A 24,405-nucleotide genomic window follows, 5' to 3' on the forward strand; every position below is an offset into this window, starting at 1 on the left:
TTTCAAAGTGGCCTGGCCGTCGCTGAGTTTTCCGAGGAAAGGTCAAGGAATACCCCATGAGACGTGTCGTCGTTACCGGCCTTGGTCTGGTCACGCCGCTCGGTGTCGGCCACAAGCTCAACTGGGAGCGTTTGACCGCCAGCCAATCGGGCATCCGCACCATCACGGGTTTTGATGCCTCCGATCTGGCCTCGAAGGTTGCCGGGGAGGTCCCGCGCGGGGACGGAGACGGGTTGTTCAACCCGGATGTCTTCGTTCCGCCGAAGGACCAGCGGAAGATGGACGATTTCATCATCTTCGCCATCGCCGCCGCCCACGAAGCGATCAAGGATTCCGGCTGGGTTCCCCAGACCGAGGAAGAGCGCGAACTCACCGGCGTCATGGTGGGCTCGGGCATCGGCGGTCTGCCGGGCATCGCCGAGGGTGCCGTCACCCTGGCGGAGAAGGGGCCGCGCCGCATCTCCCCCTTCTTCATTCCGGCCTGCCTCATCAATCTGGCGTCCGGTCACATCTCCATCCAGCACGGCTTCAAGGGCCCGAACCACGCGGTGGTCACGGCCTGCTCGACCGGCGCGCACGCCATCGGCGACGCCTCGCGTCTGATCATGCTGGGTGATGCGGACGTGATGGTCGCCGGCGGCACGGAAGCGGCGGTCAGCCGCCTGGGCGTCGGCGGTTTCGCCGCCATGCGCGCCCTGTCCACGAATTTCAATGACACGCCGGAAAAGGCATCGCGTCCCTATGACAAGGATCGCGACGGCTTCGTGATCAGCGAGGGCGCCGGTGTCGTCGTTCTCGAAGAGCTTGAGCACGCCAAGAAGCGCGGCGCCCACATCTACGCCGAAGTGGTCGGCTATGGCATGTCGGGTGACGCCTACCACATCTCCGCTCCGGCGGAAGACGGCAACGGCGGCTTCCGCGCCATGCGCAACGCGCTGAAGCGGGCGGGGATGGACCCGTCGGACATCGACTACGTCAACGCGCACGGCACCTCGACGCCGCTCGGCGACGAGATCGAGCTGGGCGCGGTGAAGCGCCTGTTCGGCGCTGCGATGGACAACGTCGCGATGTCCTCCACCAAGTCGGCCATCGGGCACCTGCTGGGGGCCGCCGGCGCGGTCGAGGCCATCTACTCGATCAAGGCGATCAACCACAGCCTCGTGCCGCCGACCCTGAACCTTGAGAACCCCTCGGAGAGCTGCCTCGGCGTCAACCTCGTTCCGAAGGTTGCGCAGGAGCGCCGCGTGCGGGCCGCGTTGTCGAACTCCTTCGGCTTCGGCGGCACCAACGCCTCCCTGGTCTTCAAGGAATTCGCCTGAGCGGCGACGCATTGCGGAGACCGCCGATGGGCTGGGGCCTCCGAATCGCGGCGGGGGCGTTGACCGTCCTCACCGCGGGCAGCGGGTTGGTGTTCTGGGGTGCCCTCCGCGTGACGGCCCCTGGACCGCTCGAGCACGCCGAGACGGTCGTCATTCCGCGCGGAAGCGGCCTGGAGGCGATTGCCTTGACCTTGGAAGACGCGGGAGTCGTCGAGTCCCCGATCCTCTTCCTGTTCGCCGCGAAGCTTCAGGGGCCGCTGAAAGCCGGAGAGTATGCATTCCCGGCGGGGATCAGCGTCGATGGCGTCCTGGAGATGCTCCGCCAGGGCAAGACCGTGGTCCGCCGCTTTACAGTGCCGGAAGGGCTGACTTCCGCCCAGGTGGTGGCGCTGCTCGATGCCGAGCCGGCGCTGACCGGCGAGTTGAAAGCGGTTCCGAAGAACGGAACCGTACTGCCTGAAACTTATCACTATTCCTACGGCGATGCGCGCTCGGCCCTGGTCGAGCGGATGCAGCACGCCATGACCCAGGCGCTGAACGACGCCTGGAAGAACCGCGGTCCGGACCTGCCTTACGAGTCTCCGCAGCAGGCGCTGACCATGGCGTCCATCGTGGAGAAGGAAACCGGCGTTGCGGCGGAGCGCGCCAAGGTGGCGGGCGTCTTCGTCAACCGCCTGGAGACCGGCATGAAGCTCCAGTCGGACCCGACCGTGATCTATGCGCTGACCGACGGCAGCGGGGAACTGGGGCGGGTCTTGACCCGCAACGACTGGAAGTTCGAATCGCCCTACAACACCTACGTCGCGGCGGGGCTTCCGCCGGGGCCGATCGCCAATCCAGGGCGGGCGTCCATCCAGGCGGCACTGCACCCGGAAAGGCATGACTTCCTGTATTTCGTCGCGGACGGCAGCGGCGGGCACGTCTTTGCAAAGACTCTGCCCGATCACAACCGGAATGTCGCCAAATGGCGCGAGGTGCAGCGCCGGCAGTCCGGCGGTGCGGGCAACGGGGACTCGCCGCAGGATTAGCGGTCCCCTGTTCCCGGACGGAAGGCCCGCCGAACGGTAGGCCCGATGGTCAGGCGGCGTTCGACGCCACCATCTCCAAGGCGACGACACCGCCCAAGGCGCCGTAGCTCTTGCGGGCGGCCCGCATCTTCTCCAGCGATTCCATGAGGCTTTCCTCGGCGAAACCAGGGGCGAGCTGCGCCAGTTCCTGTTCCGTCAAGGTGATGAAGGCGTCTAAAAGGCGCGCGTGGATGCGGCACGCCTGGCGGACTTCATCGGCGACCATCGGTGCTGGCATGGTAGGCTCCCAATCACGGAATAAAGAGAAACACGGTCCGTCCGTGCGTGGGAATTCTCTCGGGTTGTGGTTAATAGAGCATTAAATGCAATTCATCTTCCGGGTAGGAAGAAGAGTTACCTCTTCAGACGAAAGCGGCGAAAATTGGACGATTTCGATTTCGGTATGTGACAGAGATAAGCCGGCTTTTGAGACTTTCGAATATTCGTCTTTGATCATCACGGCGGTCCCTCGTCCGGCATGGGCGAAGGACCGCCGGGAATTCACCGACGAATTTCCTTGTCCAGGTTCAGCTCCGCCTTGGCGCCCTGGATGCGCGCTCGGTAGACCAGCATGGCTTCCATGACCCGCTGCACGTAGTTGCGGGTCTCGTAGATCGGGATCAGCTCCAGCCAGTCCACGGCGTCGATGGCTTCGCCGCGCGGGTCGCCGTAGGTGTCGATCCATTGACGCACGCGGGTCGGGCCGGCGTTGTAGGCGGCGATGGCCATGATGTAGGAGCCGTTGAAGCGGTCGATCATGTCCGCCAGATAGGTCGAGCCGAGCCGCACATTGTAGTCCGGGTCGCTGATCAGCTTCGCGTTGTCGTGCTTGACGCCCAGCTTGTTGGCGACCAGCTGCGCCGTTCCGGGCATGAGCTGCATCAGGCCGCGCGCGCCGGCCGACGACACCACACGGGTGTTGAAGGTGCTCTCCTGCCGGATGATGGCGTGCACCAGGGCGATTTCCGGAGCGGACGGGCGGCTCTCGATCATCGGGTAGCCGGCTTCCACCAGGAACACGTCGTTCTGCGCGGCGTCCTTCGCCGCGGCGACGGCGAGATCGCGGCGCCCGACCTCGCGGGCCAGTTTGGCGGCCAGCACGTAATCCGCCGGTTCCTTGGCGTCGAGGCTGATGCGGCGCAGGAAGGCGGTCACCCGCTCGTCGGTGTTGCCTTCGATCTCGGCCAACAGCTTGGTCACCCGCACGACCTCCCGACGCTCGAAGGCGGTGGCGTCGGCGTTCGACACCCGCGGCTCGGCGGGCAGGGCGATGCGCCCGTTCCCGGCGTGGCGGGCGGCGAGCTGACCGTAGAAGGTCGTGCCATACTGGGCGGCCTTGGCGTACCAGTCCTTGGCCTGAGCCGTCTGGCCCAGCGCCTCCGCCGCGCGTCCGCACCAGTAGGCGCCGCGCGCCTTGCTGATCGGCGCGCCGACCGAGCGGTAGAGCTTGTGGAAGTGGTTGAAGGCGCTCGACGGATCGTCGAGGAAGCGCAGCGCCAGGAAGCCGGCGAGGAACTCCGCCTCCGCCGCACCGCTGCCCTCGGTCTGCCCGTGCGCCGTGACCAGACGGTAGGCGAGGTTGTGGTCGCCGTTCACCATGGCGCGGCGGGCCAGGATGTGGCGCTCCGTCCACCAGGCCTGGGGGCGGCCCATATCCTTTGGCGCCTGCGCGATGATCTCCAGCGCCCCCGCGTCGTCGCCCTTGCGGCGGCGGTAGCGGGCGCGGTCGAACAGCAGGCCGGGGTCGTTGCGCAGGGACGCGGGGACGCGGGCCAGCGCCGCGTCGGCGTTCTTGGCGTCGCTGTCCAGCGCGATCCGCGCCTCGATCAGCAGGTCGTAGGCCTCATCGAAGAAGGGCAGCATGCGGCGCACCGCGGCTTCCTGCCGCTCCCACAGCAGGCGGTCGATGCGCGCCTTGTGCTCCGGCGGGCGCAGGTGCGAGCGGTAGCGGGCCAGGAACTGCTCCTCGTCCGCCGACGTGAAGTTCGCCTCCACCCAGCGGTCGCGCACCATCCGCACCGCCCGCTCGGTGTTGCCGGTCGCCAGCAGCGTGTCGGCATGGCGCATGAAGCCTTCGTTGGACAGGGGCGGGTACTGCTTGAACCAGGCCAGCACCCGGTCCTCGTCCAGGTCGATGGGCATCGCCTTTTCCGCCTGACGGCGGAGCTGCGCCTGGTTGGGCCAGTCGCCGTTCTCGCGGATGAAGGCGGCGATCTCGTCGAAGCTGCCGCCGCCGGGAGTCGCCAGGGCCATCCAGCGGATCACCTTGGCCGGCAGCTTGTTGGACGCCTGGGCGGCGATGCGCAGCGCCTCGTCGTGGCGGTCGTTGTCGGCGGCCTTGAAGGCCTGCCGGTAGACGGCGAGGTCCTGCGCCGTCAGGCTGGCCGCCCCGGCGGGCTGGGACAGCACGATCAGCCCCAGCAGGGCGGCGGCGATGGCGGAACGGGTGGCATGTCGGATGATCATCCGGGCACTCTTGCTCGGGGGAACGGGTGCGGCTAAGGTGCGCGACACTTTTCTTGAAGTCCGTCGGAGGTGGCAGGCATGTTGTACGGTTCCATCGTCGCTCTTTTGACCCCGTTTAAAAACGGGAAAGTGGACGAGGCCGCCTTCCAGTCCTTCGTCGAGTGGCAGGTTGCGCAGGGCACCCACGGTCTCGTGCCTTGCGGCACCACGGGCGAGTCGCCCACCCTCTCCCACGAGGAGCACAATCGGGTCGTCGAGCTGTGCATCGAGGCCGCGGGCGGGAAGGTTCCGGTCGTCGCCGGCACCGGGTCGAACTCCACCGAGGAGGCGATCGCGCTGACCCAGCATGCGAAGAAGGCCGGCGCCACCGCGGCGCTGGTGGTCACGCCCTATTACAACAAGCCGACGCAAGAAGGTCTGTACCAGCATTTCAAAGCGATCCATGACGCGGCGGATTTGCCGATCGTTATCTACAACATTCCCGGCCGCAGTGTCGTGGATATGTCGGTGGCAACGATGGCCCGCCTCGCCAAGCTGCCGAACATCATCGGCGTGAAGGACGCCACGGCGGATCTGGCCCGCCCGGTCCGCCTGCTGCAGGAGGTCGGTCCCGACTTCATCCAGCTCTCGGGCGAGGATGCGACGGCGCTGGCCTTCAACGCGCAGGGCGGCGTCGGCTGCATCTCGGTGACGGCGAACATCGCGCCGGCCCAGTGCGCCGCGATGCAGGACGCCTGGCGGAAGGGCGATCTCGCCACCGCCTACAAATACCGCGACCTGCTGACCCCGTTGCACGATTCCATGTTCGTGGAGACGAGCCCGGCTCCGGTGAAGTACGCCGCCAGCCTGCTCGGCAAGTCCTCGGACGAGGTTCGCCTACCGCTGGTCGCCGCGTCGGAGAGCACGCGGACCATCGTCCGCGACGCGATGAAGAAGGCCGGGGTGCTGTCCTAAGGGACAGCATCACCCCGCCCCAGGGAAGGAGGATACGTGGCCGCCCGCGAGCCCGAACCAAAGCGCATGGCGGCACAGAACCGCCGCGCACGCTTCGACTATTTCATCGAAGACACCCTGGAGGCCGGTCTGATCCTGACCGGCACCGAGGTGAAGTCGTTGCGCGGCGGCCGTGCCAGCATCAACGAGGCGTACGCCGGCCTCAAGAACGGGGAGCTGTACCTGTTCAACGCCTACATCCCGGAATACGGGCTGGCGGGCCGCTGGCTTCAGCACGAGACGAAGCGCCCGCGCAAGCTGCTGGTGCATCGCCGCGAGTTGAGCAAGCTCATGGGCGCGATCAAGCAGAAGGGAATCACGCTGATCCCGATGACCGTCTATTTCAATGACCGCGGCATCGCCAAGGTCGAGGTCGGCCTCGCCACTGGCAAGAAGAAGCACGACAAGCGCGAGTCCGAGAAGGAACGGTCGTGGCAGCGCGACAAGGCGCGCCTGATGCGCGACAAGGGTTGAGGAATCAGGGAATAAAGGGAAAGAGCCTGTGAGCCGATTGTCCAACCGCGCGACCGACCGCGATTCCACCGTGGCCGGTGTCGCCGCGGAGGCCCTGGCCGAGCGCCGCCCGCAGGGCCGCATCCTGGTGGCCGGCGACACCGACGGCGCCATAGGAGAGGCCTTGGCCGACGGCGGGGCCGAGGTAGTGTCCTGGCACCGGCAGGCTTTCGACGGCAAGCCGGCCACGCCCTGGCCGGCCGACGGTGCCTTCGACGCCGCGGTCCTGCGTCTGCCGCGCGGCTGGGCCGCTTTTGAAATGGCCCTGCACGCCCTGGCCGCCCGTCTGCCGGCGGGAGCGCCGCTGTGGATCGCCGGCAGCAACGACGAGGGCATCACCTCCGCGCCGAAGCGCTTCGACGGGCTGGCGGAAGGCGTGGAGACGCTGACCATCAAGCGCCGCGCCCGTCTGCTGGAAACCCGCCGGACCAACGATTCGGCCAGGGGCAATCTGGAGGATTGGCGGCAGACCGTCGCCCTGCCGCTGCCGGGGCGCGACGAGGTGTTGGATCTCGTGTCCTACCCCGGCCTGTTCGCCCATGGCCGTCTCGACACCGGCACGGAATGCCTGCTCCAGGTTCTGCCGGAAATCGCGGCGGGCACCGCCGTCCTGGATTTCGGCTGTGGCGCCGGGGTGATCGCGCGGGCGGTGCGGGAGCGCACGCCGGACGCCCGGCTGACCCTGCTGGACATCGACGCGGTGGCTCTGCACGCCGCCCGTCAGAATGTGCCGGACGCGGAGTGCGTACTGAGCGACGGGTTGGCCGGACTCGGCGCGCGGGAGCGCTTCGGGCTGATCGTCTCGAACCCGCCGCTCCACCGCGGCAAGGACGAGGATTTCGGGATGCTGGAGGCCCTGGTCGCCGGCACCAAGCAGTATCTGAAGCTGCGCGGCTCGCTGGTCGCGGTGACCCAGCGGACGGCGGGGGTGGGGAAGCTGTTCAAGACGGCCTTCGGCCATGCCGATCTGCTGCTGGAAACGCCGCAGTTCCAGGTGTGGAAGGGCACGCCGAAGTGACGGACGGGGCGGGGCCGTGCCGCAGCGCAGCCCCGCGTGGAGGGATCAGCCCTCCTGCAGCCGCCGCGCCGCGTCCACGGCGCCGTAGGTCAGGATGGCGTCGCAGCCAGCGCGCTTGAAGCCGGTCAGGGTCTCCAGCAAGGCCTTGTCGTAATCCAGCCAGCCGTTCTGCGCGGCGGCGCGCAGCATCGCGTATTCGCCGGAGACGTGGTAGGCGAAGGTCGGGACGGCGAAGGTGTCCTTCACCCGGCGGATGATGTCCAGATAGGGCAGGCCCGGCTTCACCATCACCATGTCCGCCCCTTCCTGGAGGTCGAGGGCGACCTCGTGCAGGGCCTCGTCGGTGTTGGCGGGGTTCATCTGGTAGGTCTTCTTGTCGCCCTTCAGGAAGCCGCCCGAATTCACCGCGTCGCGGAAGGGGCCATAGAAGGCCGAGGCGTATTTGGCGGCGTAGGAGCACAGCCGCACCAGCTCATGCCCATGGCTGTCCAGCCGGTCGCGGATCAGGCCGATGCGCCCGTCCATCATGTCGGACGGAGCGACGATGTCCACGCCGGCGTCGGCCTGTGACAGCGCCTGCCGGGCCAGCACCTCGACCGTCTCGTCGTTCTGGATGTAGCCGTCGCGCATCAGCCCGTCGTGGCCGTGGGTGGTGTAGGGGTCCAGCGCCACGTCGCCCAGGATGCCGACATGCGGCACCGCGGCCTTCAGCGCGCGGATGGCGCGGTTCATCAGGTTGTCGGGGCGGTAGGCCTCCGCCGCGTCCTCCGACTTGCCTTCGGCGCCGACGACCGGGAACAGGGCGACGCAGGGGATGCCGAGGTCGCCGGCCGCGGCCACCGCCTCGGTCAGCAGGTCGATGGTCAGCCGCTCGACGCCGGGCATGGAGGCCACGGGGACCCGCTGGTTCTGCCCCTCGATGACGAAGACCGGCCAGATCAGGTCGTCCACGGTCAGGCGGTTTTCGGCGACGAGGCGGCGGGTCCATGCGTCGGCGCGGTTGCGGCGCAGCCGGGTGCGCGGGAAGGACGCCGGGGACCGGAAATGCGAAGCGGACATGCGAGGGACCTGATGTGCTCTTAAAACTTGCGGCGCGATCCTACGCCGCATGGCCGCCGTGACTCAAGCCGCACCGCTCACAGGTCTGAATCCCGAGTCCTGCATCTCCATGACCCAGCGGTGCCCGTCCTTGCGCCATTGGGAGACGAGGCCGCCCGTGAAGGCCGCTCCCTCCCAGGACCGCACCTCGAAGGTGACGCGCGGTGGCTCGATGGCGATGAGGTTGTAGGCGTTGGCCTCATTGCGCAGCCGCGTGGAGGTCGCGGTCGAGGCCTGGGCGACCAGGATGGAGCGCGCCACCTGGGTGTGGTGGGTCATGATGTCGCCGGAATAGGCGCGGTGCAGATGCCCGGCCAGCAGCAGGTCGACCCCGCAGCTTTCCAGCGCCGGCAGAGCCAGCCTGTGCCGCCCGACCAGCTTCGTCTTCGGCGCGTCGGGCGGCGGCAGGAAGGGGTGGTGGGTGAACAGCACCTTGAAGACGGTGTCCGGCACCTCGCAGAAGACCTCCCGCACGCGCTTGATCTGGGCCTTGTTCATGCGCCCTTCGGAAAAATCCGTGATGACCGAGCGCGCCGTGTTGATCCCCAGAACGGCGATTTCCGAATCGATGTGAAAGGGGCTGAGGTCGGCGGTGATGTATCGCTTGTAGTTGCCGAACGGGTCGAGGAAGCGGCGCACCACGTTGTAGACCGGGATGTCGTGGTTGCCCGGCACGACCAGATAGGGGAAGGGCAGCTTTTCCAGGAAAGCCCGCGCCTCCAGGAAATGGCGGGCCTTGGCGCGCTGGACCAGATCGCCGGAGATGACGATCAGGTCGGGCCGCGCCGCCGTCAGGTCGGCCAGCAGGCCGTCGACCACCAGCGGGTCGATCCGCCCGAAATGCAGGTCCGAGATGTGGGCGAGCTTCTTCACGACACCTCCCCGGCAGTCATTCCCGTCACGCGCCGTCCGCCGTGCCGTCGCTTTCAGGTGCTGCCTTGGGCAGCAGGATCTTCAGCGCCTTGTGGCGGATGCGGTAGTTCAGCGGCGGCTCCATCTGCAGGATTTCACCGTCGTTGACCATCTTCAGCCGCCGCCGGCGGCTGTGCACCGTCAGTTGCGTGGCCGTCAGCGTTTCCAACTCCTCATCCTGCTGCCAAGTTCCGAGCACGGTGCGCCCCATCAGCCGCAGCAGCCCCCAGGGGTCGCGCTGCCGCGCCACATAGACGCCGAGCTTTCCGGAATCGAGCCGGTCGCGACGCAGGAGCATGCTGCCCGCCTCGCCGTCGAAGGGGTTGTTGGAGACCACCAGAATCGGGGTGCGCACGCGGCGCGGCCCGTCGCCCCAGTCGATCCGAACGTCCAGCAGGGGCAGGCGGCGGAAGGTGCGGACCATGGCCAGCGCCATCGCCGGCCATTTCAGCAGACGGTGCCGCTTGCGCTTCTCCTCGCGCTCCTGAACAACCTGGGGGTAGAAGCCGAGGACGGAGCTGTTCAGGTAGATCTCGCCGTTCACCTCCGCCACGTCGATGCTGCTCACCTCGCCGGCGGCCAAGGCCTCGTACGCCTCGTCAAGGTCGAGCGGGGTCTTCAGGTCGCGCGCCAGCAGGTTCATGGTGCCGAGCGGCAGGATGCCCAGGATCTTGCCCGTGGGCAGGATCATGTTGACCGCGGTGTGGATGGTTCCGTCGCCGCCCCCCACGATGACCAGCTCCGCGTCGGAGTCGATGGCCTTGCGGATTTCCGAGGCGCAGTCGGACGGCTCCACCGCGGTCAGCGACACCTCCGCCCCATGCCGCTCGAAGGCGCTGCGGATCGCCGCCACCGTGTCGTCGATCGGCTGTCCGGCCAGCGTTCCCGCGGACCGGTTGAGGATGATGGCCGTCTTGCGGCCCGGTCCCTCCTGACGTGACGCTTGCGCTGCTGAGGCTGCCATCATGGAACTGTCCCGCTCATGACTGTGGGTGCGGCAACGGCTGAGGCCGGGGCGGTGTTCCGCGACGCTGCGCTGCGAAACCTCGGTTTGACACGCCGCCCGCCGACCGTATCATCGCCTGAAACCAACAAATTCGCCCCACAAACGAACAAATGGAAACGACCGGAACCATGAGCGACTCCGCTGAGATTCAGTTCGCCGAGATCCTGTTCGAACGCCGCGGCTCCATCGGGCTGGTGACGCTGAACCGCCCGAAGGCGCTGAATGCCCTGACGCTGGGCATGATCCGCCTGTTCGATCCGCAGCTGCGCGCCTGGATAGCCGATCCGGACATCAAGGCCATCGTCGTGCAGGGCGCCGGGGAGAAGGCCTTCTGCGCCGGCGGCGACGTGGTGAACCTGTACGAGACGGGCAAGGCCGCCAAGGCGGGGCAGGGCGACGGTGCCGCCATCCGCGCCTTCTTCAGCGAGGAGTATGTCCTCAACCGCCTGATCCACACCTGCCCGAAGCCCTATGTGGCGCTGATCGACGGCATCAGCATGGGCGGCGGCGTCGGCCTGTCGGTGCACGGGTCGCACCGGATCGTGACCGAGCGGACGATGTTCGCGATGCCGGAGACGGGCATCGGGCTCTATCCGGACGTCGGCGGCACCTACTTCCTTCCGCGCCTGCCCGGACAGGTCGGCGTCTGGCTGGGCCTGACCGGCGACCGTCTGAAGGCGGCCGACATGATCGAGGTCGGCGCCGCCGACGCCTTCGTCCCCAGCGCCAAGCTGGAGTCCCTGATCGCCGAACTGGCCGACGGCGTGCCGGCCGACGAGGTGGTCGCGCGCCATCGCGAGGAGGCCGGCGAACCCCCGGTCGCCGCCAACCGCGCGGCCATCGACCGCTGCTACGCCCACGACGGCGTGGAGGCCATCGTCGCCGCCCTGGAGGCCGAAGGAACGGAATGGGCCGCCGGCCAGCTCGCCACGCTGAATCGGGTGTCGCCGACCAGCCTGAAGGTCACGCTGGAGGCGCTGCGCCGCGGCGCCACGCTCGACTTCGACGGCTGCATGATCCAGGAGCTTCGCCTCAGCCTCGCCTTCCTCGCCCGCCACGATGTCTATGAAGGCATCCGCGCGGCGCTGGTGGACAAGGACCGGAATCCGCGCTGGTCGCCTGCCTCTCTCGCCGAGGTGACGGCTGAAGAGGTCGACGGTTACTTCGCCGAACCCGTTGGCGGGGATTTGCGCTTTACCGAATGAAGTGGCGCGTTCTCCTTTATTGCACTCAGGACGTGCAAGGATGCGGGCACATTCCGCGCGTTTCTGCGTTAGTATCGGGGAAATCCTTGCGGGACTTGTCTCAAACCTGACCGTTGTTAGGGAAGGTCGGATGGCATGGGTCGGCTTGCCGCCCGGTTCGCCGGGCGGAAACGCCGCCAGGATGCCCGGATTCCGGGCACATCCTGGCACGCAACGGGGCTTGGCACGGCAGGACGGGGGTATTCCGCAGGGCCAGGCTGTTCTACACCCCGGGCTGTGCTTTTGGGGCATTATTGAGGTGATTGCCGGACAATGATCGGTTAATCTCCCCTTAAGGACCCCGGAAAGGCCACAGGTCGGCCCATGTCCGGTACGAGCCAAAGGAGACCGCGGTGCGCAAACCCTATTATGAAAGCATCCTCTTGATCGAACGGCTTCACCGCCACTTTCTCGAGGTGCTGAAGACCGAGCTTGACCGGCTCGGTATCCAGGACATCAACAACGTCCAGAGCCTGATCCTCTACAACATCGGCGAAGACGAGATGACCGTCGGCGAGCTGACGGCGCGCGGCTACTATCTCGGCTCCAACGTTTCCTACAACGTGAAGAAGATGGTCGAGAACGGCTATCTCGGGCAGGAGCGCTCGCCGCACGACCGCCGGTCGGTGCGCGTCCGCCTGTCGGAGAAGGGTCTGGACCTTCGCGAGAAGATCAGCCGTATGTTCGAGCGCCACCTGACGGCGCTGGAGAAGGCCGGCTTCAGCGACGAGGAGTTGGTCAAGGCGAACGAGACCCTGCGCAAGCTCGAACGCTTCTGGTCCGCGTCGCTCGACTACAGCGGCTTTCCGCTGACCTCGGCGGCCTGATCCGGGGCCGCCTGAGTCGTATCGGTACTGCGGTTTCCGGCTCCTGCGTCGAAAGAGAAAGGCACGCCTCCAATCTGGAGGCGTGCCGCGAGTCGGTGTGCGGCCCTGCGTGGCCGCTTTTTTCATGCCCGCGTTGCGGCCTTCCCAAACCCCCTTTTTGCCGACGGACTCGCCGTCCGGCCAGGCACTGTCACGCCATCGGTGCTTCCGGATGGACGGGATTAAGTTCTTTCCGTAAGCTGTGCGTGTGACAGATTGCTGATAACCTGAACCAAACAACAGACGGTCCTTCGCAAGGGCCGCTGAAAAGCAGGGAATGGGGAGGATATGGCAAGTGACGTCATTCTGGAGACGCGCGGACTGACCAAGGAATTCCGGGGCTTCGTCGCTGTCCGCGACGTAAGCCTGCGGGTGAACCGAGGGTCCATCCATGCGCTGATCGGTCCCAACGGGGCCGGAAAAACGACCGTTTTCAATCTGCTCACCAAGTTCCTTCAGCCCAGCAACGGGCACATCCTGTTCAACGGGCGCGACATCACCGCGGTGAAGCCGGCGGACGTGGCGCGCCTGGGCATCATCCGCTCCTTCCAGATCTCGGCGGTGTTCCCGCATTTGTCGGTTCTGGAGAATGTGCGGGTCGGGCTGCAACGGCCGCTCGGCAACTCCTTCCAGTTCTGGAAATCGGAATCGGTGCTCGACCGGCTGAACGGGCGGGCGATGGAGTTGCTGGAGGATGTCGGGCTGGCCGGCTACGCCCATCTGCCGGCGGCGGAGCTTCCCTACGGCCGCAAACGCGCGCTGGAAATCGCCACGACGCTGGCCCTGGAGCCGGAGATGCTGCTGCTGGACGAGCCGATGGCCGGCATGGGGCATGAGGACATCGACCGCATCGCGGCGCTGATCAAGCGGGTTTCGGCCAACCGCACGATCCTGATGGTGGAGCACAACCTGTCCGTGGTCGCCAATCTGTCGGACTGGATCACCGTCCTGGCCCGCGGCGAGGTTCTGGCCGAAGGCCCCTACGGCGAGGTATCGCGCCACCCGAAGGTCCGGGAAGCCTATATGGGGAGCGGTCATGCCTGACGGCGCTGCGGTGAAGGCCGCGATGCTGGAGGTCTCCGATCTCCACGCCTTCTACGGCGAAAGCCACGTCCTGCATGGGGTGAACCTGGAGGTCCGCCAGGGGGAGGTGGTGACCCTGCTGGGCCGCAACGGCGCCGGCAAGACGACCACCATGCGCTCGATCATGGGGATCGTCGGCAAGCGCACCGGCTCCATTCGATTCCAGGGGCAGGAACTGATCGGCATGGCGCAGCACAAGATCCCCCGCCTCGGCATCGGCTACGTGCCGGAGGAGCGCGGGATCTTCGCCTCGCTCAACGTCGACGAAAACCTGACGCTGCCGCCCGTCGTCAAGGAGGGCGGGATGACGGTCCAACAGATCCACGAGCTGTTTCCCAACCTGCAGGGCCGGGGCTCGACCCAGGGCACACGCCTGTCGGGCGGCGAGCAGCAGATGCTGGCCATCGCGCGCATCCTGCGCACCGGCGCCACGATGATCCTGCTCGACGAGCCGACCGAGGGACTGGCGCCGGTGATCATCGAACAGATCGGAGTGGCCGTCCGCAAGCTGAAGCAGCGCGGCTTCACCATCCTGCTGGTGGAGCAGAACTTCCGCTTCGCCGCCACCATCGCCGACCGCCATTACATGATGGAGGAAGGTCGCGTGATGGACATGATCCCGAACAACCAGCTCGCCGCCAACATGGAGAAGCTGCACACGTATCTGGGTGTCTGAACCAAGCAAACAGAAACGTTCGAATTCGAACCGGGAGGAATGGAATGATTGCACGTCTGCTTGCCGGAGCGGCGCTCGCCGCGCTGGCCGTCGGTTCCGCGCAGGCCCAGCAGGGCAAGGTTTCGGGCGACGTCGTGAAGATCGGCGTCCTCAACGACCGCTCGGGCCTCTACGCCGACCTCGGCGGTGAAGGCTCCGCGGTCGCCGTCCGCATGGCGGTGGAGGAGGCGGGTGGGAAGGCTCTGGGCAAGCCCATCGAGGTCATCGCGGCCGACCACCAGAACAAGCCGGACATCGGGTCCAACCTGTCCCGCGAATGGATCGACCGCGACGGGGTGGACGTCATCGTCGACGTGCCGAATTCCGGCGTCGCCCTGGCGGTGCAGGAGGTGACGCGCGAGAAGAAGAAAATCTTCCTGATGCAGGGGCCGGCGACCTCGCGGCTGACCGGCGACGCCTGCTCCCCCACCGGCTTCCACTGGGCCTACGACACCCGCGCGCTGGCCGTCGGCACCGGGCAGGCCATCGTGAAGGAGGGCGGCAAGAGCTGGTTCTTCCTGACCGCCGACTACGCCTTCGGCCACCAGCTCGAAACCGACACGGCGGCGCAGGTGAAGAAGGCCGGCGGCACGGTCGTGGGCGCGGTGCGCGCGCCGCTGAACACGGCGGACTTCTCCTCCTTCCTGCTGCAGGCGCAGTCGTCGGGCGCGCAGGTCATCGGCCTCGCCAACGCCGGCGGCGACACCATCACCTCGATCAAGCAGGCGTCGGAATTCGGCCTGACGCAGAGCGGGCAGCAGAAGCTGGCCGGGCTGCTGATCTTCCTGTCGGACGTGCACGCGCTGGGGCTCCAGGTCGCGCAGGACCTCGTCCTGACCACCGGCTTCTACTGGGACATGGACGACGAGAAGCGCGCCTGGTCGGAGAAGTACAAGGCAAAGACCGGCAAGATGCCGACCATGGTGCAGGCCGGCAGCTACTCCTCGGTCAAGCACTACCTGAAGGCCGTCGAGGCGGCGGGCACCGACGACGGCCCGACCGTCGCCGCCAAGATGAAGGAGATGGCGGTCAACGACATGTTCGCCAAGAACGGCAAGATCCTGCCGAACGGGCGCATGGTCCACGACATGTATCTGGCCCGCGTGAAGAAGCCCAGCGAGTCCAAGGGGCCGTGGGATTATTACCAGATCATCCGCACCATCCCCGGCGACGAGGCCTTCGCCACCCTGGCGGAAAGCGGCTGCAAGCTGCCGGGCTGATCCCCGCCCGCCCCGGCCTTCCGTCCGCCGCCGCGTGCGGGGACGGGAGCCGGGGCGATCACCCGCCGCGCAAAACGGTCGGAGAACGGCCGGAGGCGAACCACCATGTCCACCATCTTCGGCATCCCGCCCCAGGCGCTGTTCGGGCAGCTTCTTCTGGGGTTGATCAACGGGTCCTTCTACGCGCTGCTCAGCCTCGGGCTGGCGGTCATCTTCGGCATGTTGAACGTCATCAACTTCGCCCACGGCGCGCTCTACATGCTGGGTGCCTTCGTGGCATGGCTGCTTCTGACCACGGCGGGGATCGGCTACTGGTGGGCGCTTCTCCTGGCGCCGCTGGTTGTCGGCGCCTTTGGCGTTGTGCTGGAGAAGACGCTGCTCAGCCGCCTCTACAAGCTCGACCATCTCTACGGGCTGCTGCTGACCTTCGGCCTCGCGCTGATCGTGGAGGGGGCTTTCCGGCATTTCTACGGCGTGTCGGGCCAGCCTTACCCGATTCCCGACCTTCTGCGCGGCGGTCAGAACCTGGGCTTCATGTTCCTGCCCAACTACCGCGGCTGGGTCGTCGTGGCGTCTCTGGTCGTCTGTCTCGCCACCTGGTACGCCATCGAGCGGACGAAACTCGGCGCCTACCTGCGCGCCGCCACCGAGAACCCGGTGCTGGTCCAGGCCTTCGGCATCAATGTGCCGCTGATGATCACGGCAACCTACGGGTTCGGCGTGGCGCTGGCCGGGCTGGCCGGCGTGCTGGCCGCGCCGATCTATCAGGTGTCGCCGCTGATGGGCTCCAACCTCATCATCGTCGTCTTCGCCGTGGTGGTCATCGGCGGCATGGGGTCGATTCTGGGGGCGGTGCTGACCGGATACGGTCTCGGGCTGTTGGAAGGCCTGACGAAGGTGTTCTATCCGGAGGCGTCCAACATCGTCGTCTTCGTCATCATGGCCGTGGTGCTGCTGATCAAGCCCGCCGGCCTGTTCGGGCGGGAGAGGTGACCCATGGCGACCGAGATCCACGCCGTCCGCCGCGATACCGCGGCTCCCGCCACCGGACGACCGGCCATGCCGGGCTTGCTGGCCCTCGCCGTGCTGCTGCTGGTCCTGATCGCCGCGCCGTACGTGCTGTACCCCGTGTTTGTGATGAAGGTGCTGTGCTTCGCGCTGTTTGCCTGCGCCTTCAACCTGCTGATCGGCTTCGCCGGCCTCTTGAGCTTCGGCCACGCCGCCTTCTTCGGCGGGGCGGCCTACATCACCGCCCACACGGTTAAGGTCTGGGGGCTGCCGCCGGAACTCGGCATCCTGCTGGGCACCGCCTTTTCCGCGACGCTCGGGCTGGCCTTCGGCGCGCTGGCGATCCGGCGGCAGGGCATCTATTTCGCCATGATCACGCTGGCCCTGTCGCAGATGGTCTTCTTCATGGCGCTCCAGCTCAAGTTCACGGGCGGTGAGGACGGCATCCAGGCGGTGCCGCGCGGCCATCTGTTCGGGGTGATCGACCTCAGCCAAACCATGTCGATGTATTACACGGTGCTGGCGGTGTTCCTGGTCGGCTTCGTGGTGATCTGGCGCACCGTGCATTCGCCCTTCGGGCAGGTCCTGAAGGCGATCCGCGAGAACGAGCCGCGCGCGATCTCGCTCGGCTACCGCACCGACCATTACAAGCTGATGGCCTTCGTCCTGTCCGCCGCCCTGGCCGGTCTGGCCGGAGGCACCAAGGCCATCGTCTTCCAACTCGCCACCCTGACCGACGTGCAGTGGCAGATGTCCGGCGCGGTGGTGCTGATGACTTTGCTGGGCGGCATCGGGACGCTGTTCGGGCCGGTGGTCGGGGCGGCGCTGGTGGTGGCGCTGGAGAATTATCTGGCGGCGAGCAATCTGCCGGTGCCGGTGGTCATCGGCGTGATCTTCGTTGCCTGCGTGCTGCTGTTCCGCCGCGGCATCGTCGGGGAGATCGCCGCACGGTTCGGCCGGAAACGCCCGTGAGCCAGGAGAGGATTGCTATTATACATTTGGGAACACCGAATGGCTGAAACCATCCATCCTTTTTACGAAGCGCATCGCAGCGCGATGGAGGCCGCCATGCGCCATCGCCTCGATCTTGCCGAAGCGATGTTGCGCGAGCACGTTCATCCTTCCAGCCTCGATGGCATAAAGCAGGAGGTGATGGACGAGTTCGACATCGTGCTCGCTCAAATGCCCTATGTCGGGGGCGCGGACAGCCGCATGAGCGATTTCTTCATGCGTCTTCTGGGCTTCATGGCCATCAGCCGGGTGCTCCGGCGTCACGGCGTGTCGTTGGCCGTGATCGGCGACATCGAGCGGGACACCTACAAGGCCCAACTGCTCACCGCACCCGAAGCGGAACGGCTCGCTTCGGGGCGTCAATTCATGTCGGCGGAGAATCAGGCTTTTCTCCGTGAGCAGGCGGAGAAAAGCCTTCAGGAGCAGTTTCCGGACGATTTCGTCTACGATTTCGTCGAGCCGGGGCCGGGCGACACTTTTGAGTTCGGCATCAACTACAAGGCCTGCGGCTTCTGCAAGTTTGCGGCCCGCCATGGCGATAAGGACATTCTGCCAAACATCTGTGGCCTTGATTTTGATGCCTACGCAACACGTGGCATCCATCTGGAAAGGACGCAAACGTTGGCAGGCGGCGCGAGCCACTGCGATTTCCGGTTTTCGCGGCTCCAGTCGGGGGTTTGAAAACGGAATCTAAAGCCGGAGCGCTTCCTCCGCCGGCTGGTGGGCCAGCCCCTGCGCGTCGGCCACCGCCTTGCAGGTGACGACGCCGGCGTGAATGTTCAGCCCGGCCCGCAAATGCGGGTCGCGCGCCAGCGCCGCGCGGTAACCCTGGTCGGCCAAGGCCAGCGTGAAGGGCAGGGTGGCGTTGTTCAGCGCGAAGGTCGAGGTGCGGGCGACGGCCCCCGGCATGTTGGCAACGCAGTAATGGACCACCCCATCCACCAGATAGGTGGGCTCCGCATGGGTGGTGGGGTGCGAGGTCTCGAAGCAGCCGCCCTGGTCGATGGCGACGTCCACCACCACGGCGCCCCGCCGCATCCGCTCCACCATCGTCTTGGTCACCAGCTTCGGCGCCTCGGCCCCCGGCACGAGGACCGCACCGATGACGAGGTCGGCGTCGTTCACATGCTCCTCGATCGTGTCGACGGTCGAATAGAGCGTCTGGAGCTTGGCGCCGAATTGCAGGTCCAGTTCCTTCAGGCGGGGCAGTGACTTGTCGATGACGACGACCTTCGCCTCCAGCCCCATGGCCATCCGGGCGGCGTTGGTGCCGACCACGCCGCCGCCCAGCACCACCACCTTGGCCGCCGGAACGCCGGGCACGCCGCCGAGCAGGACTCCGCGTCCTCCCTGCGCCTTTTCCAAGCAATGGGCGCCGGCCTGCACCGACATGCGGCCCGCCACCTCGCTCATCGGCGCCAGGAGCGGCAGGCCGCCGCGGGGATCGGTCACCGTCTCGTAGGCGATGGCGACGGCGCCGGAATCCAGCAGCAGCCTTGTCTGCTTCGGATCGGGGGCGAGGTGCAGATAGGTGAACAGGATCTGCCCCCGGCGCAGCATCGCGCACTCCTGCGGCTGGGGCTCCTTCACCTTCACCACCATCTCCGCACGGGCGAAGACGGTTGCGGCGTCCGGAACAATCTCGGCGCCAGCGGCCTCGTACCGATCGTCGTCCAGCCCGATGGCGGCGCCGGCCCCCGCCTGCACCAGCACGCTGTGTCCGTGATGAGCCAGTTCACGGACCGAGGCCGGGGTCAGCCCGACGCGGTATTCATGATTTTTGATTTCCGTCGGTACGCCGATGAGCATGGGCATCCTCCGCGGGTGGACCGGTGCCGGACCAAGGACAGGCAGCGCACCGGCTCAGGGTTGCTTACCTCAGAATTTGGGGAGTGCTCAGGCCGTCTGCATCTCTTTTGCGGCGGAGTTCAGCGGTTTTCTTTGGATCAATTAAAACAATTCATGGAATTTGATGAAAAATTCAACGCAATAAATCCTTGCGAAGGCTTCTTCGTATCCGCAAAAAAGTGGAGACGGGTAGTTTTTAGAGTTGTGGAACAACTCTTCGCCACCATGCTATAGGATTGCTTGTGTCGCACTGCACAAAACTAGCGACATCCAAGAAAAATGGGGGGAGCGTCCGATTCGGACGGAACGCAACCAGGAGCAAGGCAGATGGCTTCAGAGAAGGACGCGCAGACCATTGCGCGTGATACCGCCGCCAAGGGCCGGAATGTTGCCGAGGACACCACCCGTCGCATGGCGGAAACCGCTGCGGAAACGACCCAGCGCGGCGCCGATACGGCCAGCGACATGATGGGAAAGGCGACCCAGGTGGCCGGCCAAGTTGCCGGCCAGACCACCGATCAACTCAACCGCATGATGGGCCTGTCCGCGGAAGCCCAGGGCGAGGTCGCCCAGCAAGCCCGCGAGAACATGGACGTCATGGCGCAGTGCGGGTCCGTGCTGATGGACGGGATGCAGTCCATCATGCGCGAATGGATGGGCTTCGCCCAGGATGCCATGGCCCGCAACGCGGAAGGCATCAACGCGATGATGCGCAGCCGGTCCGTCCAGGACTTCTATGCCGCGCAGAGCAGCATGGTCAAAGACGAGATGGAACTTCTGCTGAACCGCAGCGTCAAGGTGTCGGAGCTGTCGGCGAAAACCGCGAACGACGCGGTGCGGCGAATGAACGCGCGGGCCGAAGGGGCCGCACGCCACGTGCGCCGCAGCGCCTGACGCTTCATAAACGATCCATCCTGGCCTTGCGCCCCCGGACCGGCCGGTCCAGGGGCGTTCTTTTTTGTGTGCGCTCCGGTCACTTCGCGACGATGCGGCCTTCCACCTTCGGGGCGACCGTCTTCTTCGCCTCCACATAGTCCATGACCATCGTCGCCATCAGCACGGCGCCGGAGGCGTCCACCACCGTCCGGCCGCGGGTCAGCGCGGCGTAGCCGTCACCGCCCTTCAGCATGTAGTCGTTGGTCGCCACGCGGTAGGTCCTGGCGGGGTCGAGCGGCTGGCCGCCCACCGTCACGCCGGTCACGCGGGTGCCGGACGGCAGCTTCGGGTCGTAGGTGAAGGTCAGGCCCGACACCTGCGGGAAGCGCCCGGCCTTGTCCTCCACCTTCGACACGCCATGCTCCAGCGCGGCGAGCAGGTCGGCGCCGGACAGCAGCGTCAGCACGGCGACGTTGCCGAAAGGCATCTCCGCGAAGAGGTCCTTGCGGGTCAGCGAACTGCCCGCCGGGTGCAGCGTGTCGGCGCGGATGCCGCCGCCGTTGGTGATGGCGACGTCGGCCTTCAGCCCGTCGCGCAGCGCGTCGGCGATCAGGTTGCCCATCGTCGTCTCCTGCGAACGGACAACGTCCTTGCGGCTGTCCAGGTCGGTCTCGGTCCGCCCGATCACCCCGGCCAATGTGGCGTCGAGCCGGTCGGTGTAGCGCTTGACCAAGGCCCCGACCTCAGCGTCCTGGGCCACCCCGGCGGTGGTGACGAAGCGCCAGCCGGCGGGCGCGACGGTGGTCGCCGGCCCCTTTTCCGTGGCTTTGGTGCTGACCGCCAGATCGATGACGCCGAGATAGTGGCCGTCCGCCCCGGCCTTCAGGATCAGGGTCGAGCCTTCGTAGACGCTGATCGGGTCGTGGTCGTGGCCGCCCAGCAGGAGGTCGATGCCCTTCACCTTGACGGCCAGATCGCGGTCCTCCGCAATGGTCTGGTGGGTCAGGGCGACGACGACGTGCGCCCCCTCGTCGCGCAGCGCCTTCACCGCCAGAGCCGCGGCGGCCTGCACGTTGGTGAAGGTGGCCTCCGCCCCGCCGCTGGACAGATGCGCGGTTTCCGGGGTCAGGACCCCGAGGAAACCGACCTTGACGTCGCCGACCGTCTTTGTCCAGGTGGCGACCGAGCCGGGGAACGGCTGGCCATCCGGCCCGGCGATGTTGGTGCCGATCCAGGGGAACTTCGATTCGGCGATGCGGGCCTTCAGCACCTCCGTGCCGAAGTCGAATTCGTGATTGCCAAAGCCGACGACGTCCACGCCCATGGCGTTGAACAGGTCCGGCATCTGCGCCCCCCGCGTCGTTCCGGAGAGCAGGGAAGGGGACAGGAAATCGCCGCCGACCGTCGTCAGCGCCCCGGCGCTGCGCTCCCGCTCCGCCTTCAGCACCGTCATCAGGGGGGCGAAGCCGCCGCGGCCCTTCACCGGGGAAATCTCGTAGATGTCGTTGAAGTGCAGGAAGGTCACCGTGCCGTTCTGCGCGGCGACGGAGGTCGGGAACAGCAGGGTCGCGGGGAAAAGCAGGGTGCCGGCAAGGGCGGCGGCCCCCGCCAACGTGCGAATCCGGGTCAGCATCGATCTCGTCTCCCTGGGGAATTTGAAAGGCTTCCTTCGCGTTCTCGCACTGTACGCCGTCCCGCGGCGCGGCGCATAGCCGCCTTGCACCGCTTGAATTCGCTTTGATTTCGCTGCCCCCACCGCTCATGAACGGGGCATCCGCTCTCACCGACGTGGCCCCTCGATGCGCATCCTGGTCGTCCAGAACAACCGAAACGCCCCCGCCGGACTCGTCGGGGACGCGCTTGCCGCATTCGGCGCGACGCTGGTCACCATCGCCGCGGACGAGGGGGAAGCGCTCCCCGCTGCGCCGGAGGGCTATCACGGGCTGCTGGTTCTAGGCGGCCCGCAGGACGCCTGGAACGACGGGCAGGGGCCGCATTTCCCGCAGGTCATGAAGCTGATCCGCGCCTTCGCGGCGGAGGAGCGTCCGGTGATGGGCATCTGCCTGGGCGCGCAGTTGGCCGCCCGCGCCTTCGGCGCCCGCGTCTACCGCCATTCGGTGGCGGAGATCGGCGTGGGCGCGGTCCGGCTGTTCAACGCCGCTTCGGACGATCCGCTGCTCGGTGGGCTGGCGCCGGAGCTGCACTTGGTGCAGTGGCACTACGACACCTTCGAGTTTCCCGAGGGTGCCGTGCCGCTGGCCTGGAGCGAAGCCTGCATGCGTCAGGCCTTCCGGCTCGGCCGCAACCTCTACGCCTTCCAGTTCCACCCGGAGGCCGACGCCGCCATCGTCCGCGGCTGGGCGGAAAAGTTCGGCGTCGACTCGCGGGAGCGCAACCGGGCCGTCCTCGACGGGCTGGACGCGGCGCTGGAGCGGCACCTGCCCGCCGCCGAGACGGTCGCCCGGACGATCACCCGCCGCTGGCTGGATCTGGTGATCGAACGGGCGGCCTGAGCTTTACCCGCGAAGCTCCGCCAGCAGCTCCGGCGTGTCCACGTCGTAGAGGATGCCGCCGTCCTCCACCGGCACCTCCACCACCTGATCGGCGTGGGTGGCCAGCAGGGTCTTGGCTCCGGCGTCGCCGGTCAGCTTCGCCATCTCCGCGAAGAAGCCGCGGTCCCACAGGACGGGGTTGCCGCGCTTGCCATGGACGGTCGGAACACAGACGGTCCGGCCTTCCAGCGGGTTGTAGGCGGCGATCAGCCGGTCGACGGCCTGCGGCGTGACGCGCGGCATGTCGCCAAGGCACACCACCACACCGTCGACATCCGCCGGCAGGGCGGCCAGCCCGGCGCGCAACGAGGCGCTGAGCCCATCGGCGAAGGACGGGTTGTGGACGATGGTCAGCGGGCGCCCGGCCAGCGGCGCGGACACCGCCTCCGCCATGTGGCCGGTCACCACCACCACCGGCTTGGCCTGCGAGGCCAGCACCGATTCGACCGTGCGGACGACCAGCGGCTCCCCGCCGACATCGGCAAGCAGCTTGTTGCTGCCGCCCATCCGGCTCGACCGCCCGGCGGCCAGAACCAGCGCGGCGATGCGCGGCGCCCTCGGCGGTTCCACCGCGACCGTGCCGGCGCGGGGCAGGGGACGGCTGGGGATCTCGGCCAGCAGGCCGCCCACCCCCATGCGCATGACGTCGGCCCGCGTCACCGGAATGCCCGCGGCGATGCGCTGGAGCACCCAATCGAAGCCGTTCAGCTTGGGCGACCGCGCGCAGCCGGGCAGGCCGAGCACCGGAGTCTCCCCGATGCGGGCGAGCAGCAGCAGGTTGCCGGGATCGACCGGCATGCCGAAATGCTCGATGACGCCGCCCGCCCGCTCGATGCCTGCCGGCAGCACATCGCGCCGGTCGGTGATGGCCGAGGCCCCGGCGATCAGCAGCAGGTCGACGCGCCCCGCCGCCGCAATGGCATCGGCGAGCGCCGCCTCGCCGTGGTAGCAGCGCGAATCGCGGACAAGCCGCCCGCCCATCGCCTCCAGACGGCCCCGTGTCACGGTCACGGTCTTGTCGAGGACGCTGTCCTTCACGCCGGGCAGGCGGGTCTGGATCAGAGCGGCGGTCAGCGGTCGGAAGGGAGCGACGCGCAGCGCCGGCATCCCGGCGGACGCCTCGACCTCGGCCCCCTCCACCGCGCCGCGGGGAGCGGCGAAGGGGATGATCTTGACCGTGGCGACCATCTGACCGGGCTCGACCGGCGCGAAGGCAGGCAGGGTGGCGACCGTTACGCTTTCGTCGATGAGGTTCAGCGCGTTGATCCGTTCGACATCCGGAACGAACAGGCCGCGCGATTCGGCGAACAGGTTGACGCGGCCGGTGAAGGCGGCGCCGACGGTGATCTCCTGCCCTTTCAGGGCGGCGGCGATGCGGGCGGCGGCGGCGTCCTCGCCCACGTCGTCAGGACCGGGCTTGGCGGCAGCCACCGTCGTGAAGCCGGCGTCGCGCAGCGCCGTCACGTCCTCGGCGCTGAGGATGCGGCCCTTCTTGAAACTGACGGAGCCACGGCGGACCGAATGCGCCAGAATGGCGCCCTCCAGCTCCCGCAGGGGCAGCGGGCCGAAAAACATGGCGATGAACTCCTG

Annotated in this window: 23 protein-coding genes; 15 read left to right on the top strand and 8 right to left on the bottom strand. The window is 67.1% G+C overall.

Features of this window, described 5'->3' with window-relative positions:
- Positions 1-56 precede the first annotated feature (56 nt).
- Complete coding sequence (fabF, locus tag JJL56_RS17305; protein WP_145626609.1) at positions 57-1,319, top strand: beta-ketoacyl-ACP synthase II; 1,263 nt, start codon at positions 57-59, stop codon at positions 1,317-1,319.
- Between the two features lie 26 nt (positions 1,320-1,345).
- Positions 1,346-2,347: an endolytic transglycosylase MltG gene (mltG, locus tag JJL56_RS17310; RefSeq protein ID WP_145626610.1), complete on the top strand. Its 1,002-nt coding sequence runs from the start codon at positions 1,346-1,348 to the stop codon at positions 2,345-2,347.
- A 49-nt stretch (positions 2,348-2,396) separates the two neighbouring features.
- On the opposite strand, the gene JJL56_RS17315 is transcribed toward mltG, so the two are convergent.
- Entirely contained in the window at positions 2,397-2,624 is a 228-nt protein-coding gene (locus tag JJL56_RS17315) for a hypothetical protein (protein WP_145626611.1), read from the bottom strand.
- Positions 2,625-2,887: 263 nt separating this feature from the next.
- Positions 2,888-4,852: a lytic transglycosylase domain-containing protein gene (locus JJL56_RS17320; protein WP_145626612.1), complete on the bottom strand. Its 1,965-nt coding sequence runs from the start codon at positions 4,850-4,852 to the stop codon at positions 2,888-2,890.
- Positions 4,853-4,930: 78 nt separating this feature from the next.
- Here JJL56_RS17320 and dapA point away from each other — a divergent pair, with 78 nt between their 5' ends.
- The 3 genes from dapA to JJL56_RS17335 are packed head-to-tail and all read left to right on the top strand — an operon-like array spanning position 4,931 to position 7,376.
- On the top strand, positions 4,931-5,806 hold the full coding sequence (gene dapA, locus JJL56_RS17325) for a 4-hydroxy-tetrahydrodipicolinate synthase (RefSeq protein WP_145626613.1): 876 nt from the start codon (positions 4,931-4,933) through the stop codon (positions 5,804-5,806).
- Between the two features lie 36 nt (positions 5,807-5,842).
- A complete protein-coding gene (gene smpB / locus JJL56_RS17330; protein WP_282186562.1) occupies positions 5,843-6,319 on the top strand; it encodes an SsrA-binding protein SmpB in 477 nt (158 codons plus the stop codon).
- 28 nt (positions 6,320-6,347) lie between these two features.
- Positions 6,348-7,376, top strand: coding sequence for a methyltransferase (locus JJL56_RS17335; RefSeq protein WP_200485745.1), 1,029 nt, complete (start codon positions 6,348-6,350; stop codon positions 7,374-7,376).
- 45 nt (positions 7,377-7,421) lie between these two features.
- On the opposite strand, the gene hemB is transcribed toward JJL56_RS17335, so the two are convergent.
- The 3 genes from hemB to JJL56_RS17350 form a co-directional block, all read right to left on the bottom strand.
- Positions 7,422-8,435, bottom strand: coding sequence for a porphobilinogen synthase (hemB, locus tag JJL56_RS17340; RefSeq protein WP_200485746.1), 1,014 nt, complete (start codon positions 8,433-8,435; stop codon positions 7,422-7,424).
- Between the two features lie 63 nt (positions 8,436-8,498).
- The gene (locus tag JJL56_RS17345; protein ID WP_145626616.1) at positions 8,499-9,347 is read right to left on the bottom strand and encodes a metallophosphoesterase family protein; all 849 of its coding nucleotides are present in this window, start codon (positions 9,345-9,347) and stop codon (positions 8,499-8,501) included.
- Between the two features lie 25 nt (positions 9,348-9,372).
- Positions 9,373-10,353, bottom strand: coding sequence for a diacylglycerol/lipid kinase family protein (locus JJL56_RS17350; RefSeq protein WP_145626617.1), 981 nt, complete (start codon positions 10,351-10,353; stop codon positions 9,373-9,375).
- A 167-nt stretch (positions 10,354-10,520) separates the two neighbouring features.
- Between JJL56_RS17350 and JJL56_RS17355 the strand changes: the two genes are divergently transcribed.
- The 8 genes from JJL56_RS17355 (at position 10,521) to JJL56_RS17390 (ending at position 18,220) form a co-directional block, all read left to right on the top strand.
- Complete coding sequence (locus JJL56_RS17355; RefSeq protein WP_200485747.1) at positions 10,521-11,597, top strand: enoyl-CoA hydratase/isomerase family protein; 1,077 nt, start codon at positions 10,521-10,523, stop codon at positions 11,595-11,597.
- A gap of 392 nt (positions 11,598-11,989) precedes the next feature.
- Complete coding sequence (locus JJL56_RS17360; protein ID WP_014240398.1) at positions 11,990-12,463, top strand: MarR family winged helix-turn-helix transcriptional regulator; 474 nt, start codon at positions 11,990-11,992, stop codon at positions 12,461-12,463.
- Between the two features lie 327 nt (positions 12,464-12,790).
- A complete protein-coding gene (locus JJL56_RS17365; RefSeq protein WP_145626619.1) occupies positions 12,791-13,546 on the top strand; it encodes an ABC transporter ATP-binding protein in 756 nt (251 codons plus the stop codon).
- Positions 13,539-14,261: an ABC transporter ATP-binding protein gene (locus JJL56_RS17370; protein WP_145626620.1), complete on the top strand. Its 723-nt coding sequence runs from the start codon at positions 13,539-13,541 to the stop codon at positions 14,259-14,261. The genes JJL56_RS17365 and JJL56_RS17370 overlap by 8 nt, the downstream gene beginning before the upstream one ends.
- 44 nt (positions 14,262-14,305) lie before the next feature.
- A complete protein-coding gene (locus tag JJL56_RS17375) occupies positions 14,306-15,520 on the top strand; it encodes an ABC transporter substrate-binding protein (RefSeq protein WP_145626621.1) in 1,215 nt (404 codons plus the stop codon).
- 105 nt (positions 15,521-15,625) lie between these two features.
- Entirely contained in the window at positions 15,626-16,513 is an 888-nt protein-coding gene (locus JJL56_RS17380; RefSeq protein WP_038527753.1) for a branched-chain amino acid ABC transporter permease, read from the top strand.
- Between the two features lie 3 nt (positions 16,514-16,516).
- Positions 16,517-17,500 (top strand): branched-chain amino acid ABC transporter permease, encoded by a 984-nt coding sequence (locus JJL56_RS17385; protein WP_200485748.1) that lies wholly within the window; start codon positions 16,517-16,519, stop codon positions 17,498-17,500.
- Positions 17,501-17,539: 39 nt separating this feature from the next.
- Entirely contained in the window at positions 17,540-18,220 is a 681-nt protein-coding gene (locus tag JJL56_RS17390) for an L-2-amino-thiazoline-4-carboxylic acid hydrolase (RefSeq protein WP_247891119.1), read from the top strand.
- A gap of 9 nt (positions 18,221-18,229) precedes the next feature.
- Here the strand turns inward: JJL56_RS17390 and ald are convergent, their stop codons facing one another.
- Complete coding sequence (ald, locus tag JJL56_RS17395) at positions 18,230-19,348, bottom strand: alanine dehydrogenase (RefSeq protein WP_200485749.1); 1,119 nt, start codon at positions 19,346-19,348, stop codon at positions 18,230-18,232.
- 366 nt (positions 19,349-19,714) lie between these two features.
- Between ald and JJL56_RS17400 the strand changes: the two genes are divergently transcribed.
- Positions 19,715-20,281, top strand: coding sequence for a phasin family protein (locus tag JJL56_RS17400; RefSeq protein ID WP_200485750.1), 567 nt, complete (start codon positions 19,715-19,717; stop codon positions 20,279-20,281).
- Between the two features lie 79 nt (positions 20,282-20,360).
- Here JJL56_RS17400 and JJL56_RS17405 read toward each other — a convergent pair whose 3' ends face one another.
- Positions 20,361-21,896 (bottom strand): bifunctional metallophosphatase/5'-nucleotidase, encoded by a 1,536-nt coding sequence (locus JJL56_RS17405; protein ID WP_200485751.1) that lies wholly within the window; start codon positions 21,894-21,896, stop codon positions 20,361-20,363.
- A 166-nt stretch (positions 21,897-22,062) separates the two neighbouring features.
- Between JJL56_RS17405 and JJL56_RS17410 the strand changes: the two genes are divergently transcribed.
- On the top strand, positions 22,063-22,776 hold the full coding sequence (locus tag JJL56_RS17410; RefSeq protein ID WP_200485752.1) for a type 1 glutamine amidotransferase: 714 nt from the start codon (positions 22,063-22,065) through the stop codon (positions 22,774-22,776).
- 3 nt (positions 22,777-22,779) lie between these two features.
- Here the strand turns inward: JJL56_RS17410 and JJL56_RS17415 are convergent, their stop codons facing one another.
- Positions 22,780-24,390, bottom strand: a complete 1,611-nt coding sequence (locus tag JJL56_RS17415) for an NTP transferase domain-containing protein (RefSeq protein ID WP_200485753.1) — start codon at positions 24,388-24,390, stop codon at positions 22,780-22,782.
- Between the last annotated feature and the right edge of the window lie 15 nt (positions 24,391-24,405).

Source organism: Azospirillum aestuarii (genome assembly GCF_016632405.1).
Taxonomy (GTDB): domain Bacteria; phylum Pseudomonadota; class Alphaproteobacteria; order Azospirillales; family Azospirillaceae; genus Azospirillum; species Azospirillum aestuarii.

Bases quoted from the DNA above. Each gene is read 5' to 3' on its own strand.
- JJL56_RS17320 (WP_145626612.1), bottom strand. From the start codon at position 4,852: ATGATCATCCGACATGCCACCCGTTCCGCCATCGCCGCCGCCCTGCTG.
- mltG (WP_145626610.1), top strand. From the start codon at position 1,346: ATGGGCTGGGGCCTCCGAATCGCGGCGGGGGCGTTGACCGTCCTCACC.
- hemB (WP_200485746.1), bottom strand. From the start codon at position 8,435: ATGTCCGCTTCGCATTTCCGGTCCCCGGCGTCCTTCCCGCGCACCCGG.
- JJL56_RS17405 (WP_200485751.1), bottom strand. From the start codon at position 21,896: ATGCTGACCCGGATTCGCACGTTGGCGGGGGCCGCCGCCCTTGCCGGC.
- JJL56_RS17350 (WP_145626617.1), bottom strand. From the start codon at position 10,353: ATGATGGCAGCCTCAGCAGCGCAAGCGTCACGTCAGGAGGGACCGGGC.
- JJL56_RS17355 (WP_200485747.1), top strand. From the start codon at position 10,521: ATGAGCGACTCCGCTGAGATTCAGTTCGCCGAGATCCTGTTCGAACGC.
- JJL56_RS17365 (WP_145626619.1), top strand. From the start codon at position 12,791: ATGGCAAGTGACGTCATTCTGGAGACGCGCGGACTGACCAAGGAATTC.
- dapA (WP_145626613.1), top strand. From the start codon at position 4,931: ATGTTGTACGGTTCCATCGTCGCTCTTTTGACCCCGTTTAAAAACGGG.
- fabF (WP_145626609.1), top strand. From the start codon at position 57: ATGAGACGTGTCGTCGTTACCGGCCTTGGTCTGGTCACGCCGCTCGGT.
- JJL56_RS17390 (WP_247891119.1), top strand. From the start codon at position 17,540: ATGGCTGAAACCATCCATCCTTTTTACGAAGCGCATCGCAGCGCGATG.
- JJL56_RS17375 (WP_145626621.1), top strand. From the start codon at position 14,306: ATGATTGCACGTCTGCTTGCCGGAGCGGCGCTCGCCGCGCTGGCCGTC.
- JJL56_RS17415 (WP_200485753.1), bottom strand. From the start codon at position 24,390: ATGTTTTTCGGCCCGCTGCCCCTGCGGGAGCTGGAGGGCGCCATTCTG.
- JJL56_RS17385 (WP_200485748.1), top strand. From the start codon at position 16,517: ATGGCGACCGAGATCCACGCCGTCCGCCGCGATACCGCGGCTCCCGCC.
- ald (WP_200485749.1), bottom strand. From the start codon at position 19,348: ATGCTCATCGGCGTACCGACGGAAATCAAAAATCATGAATACCGCGTC.
- JJL56_RS17315 (WP_145626611.1), bottom strand. From the start codon at position 2,624: ATGCCAGCACCGATGGTCGCCGATGAAGTCCGCCAGGCGTGCCGCATC.
- JJL56_RS17400 (WP_200485750.1), top strand. From the start codon at position 19,715: ATGGCTTCAGAGAAGGACGCGCAGACCATTGCGCGTGATACCGCCGCC.
- JJL56_RS17380 (WP_038527753.1), top strand. From the start codon at position 15,626: ATGTCCACCATCTTCGGCATCCCGCCCCAGGCGCTGTTCGGGCAGCTT.
- JJL56_RS17410 (WP_200485752.1), top strand. From the start codon at position 22,063: ATGCGCATCCTGGTCGTCCAGAACAACCGAAACGCCCCCGCCGGACTC.
- JJL56_RS17370 (WP_145626620.1), top strand. From the start codon at position 13,539: ATGCCTGACGGCGCTGCGGTGAAGGCCGCGATGCTGGAGGTCTCCGAT.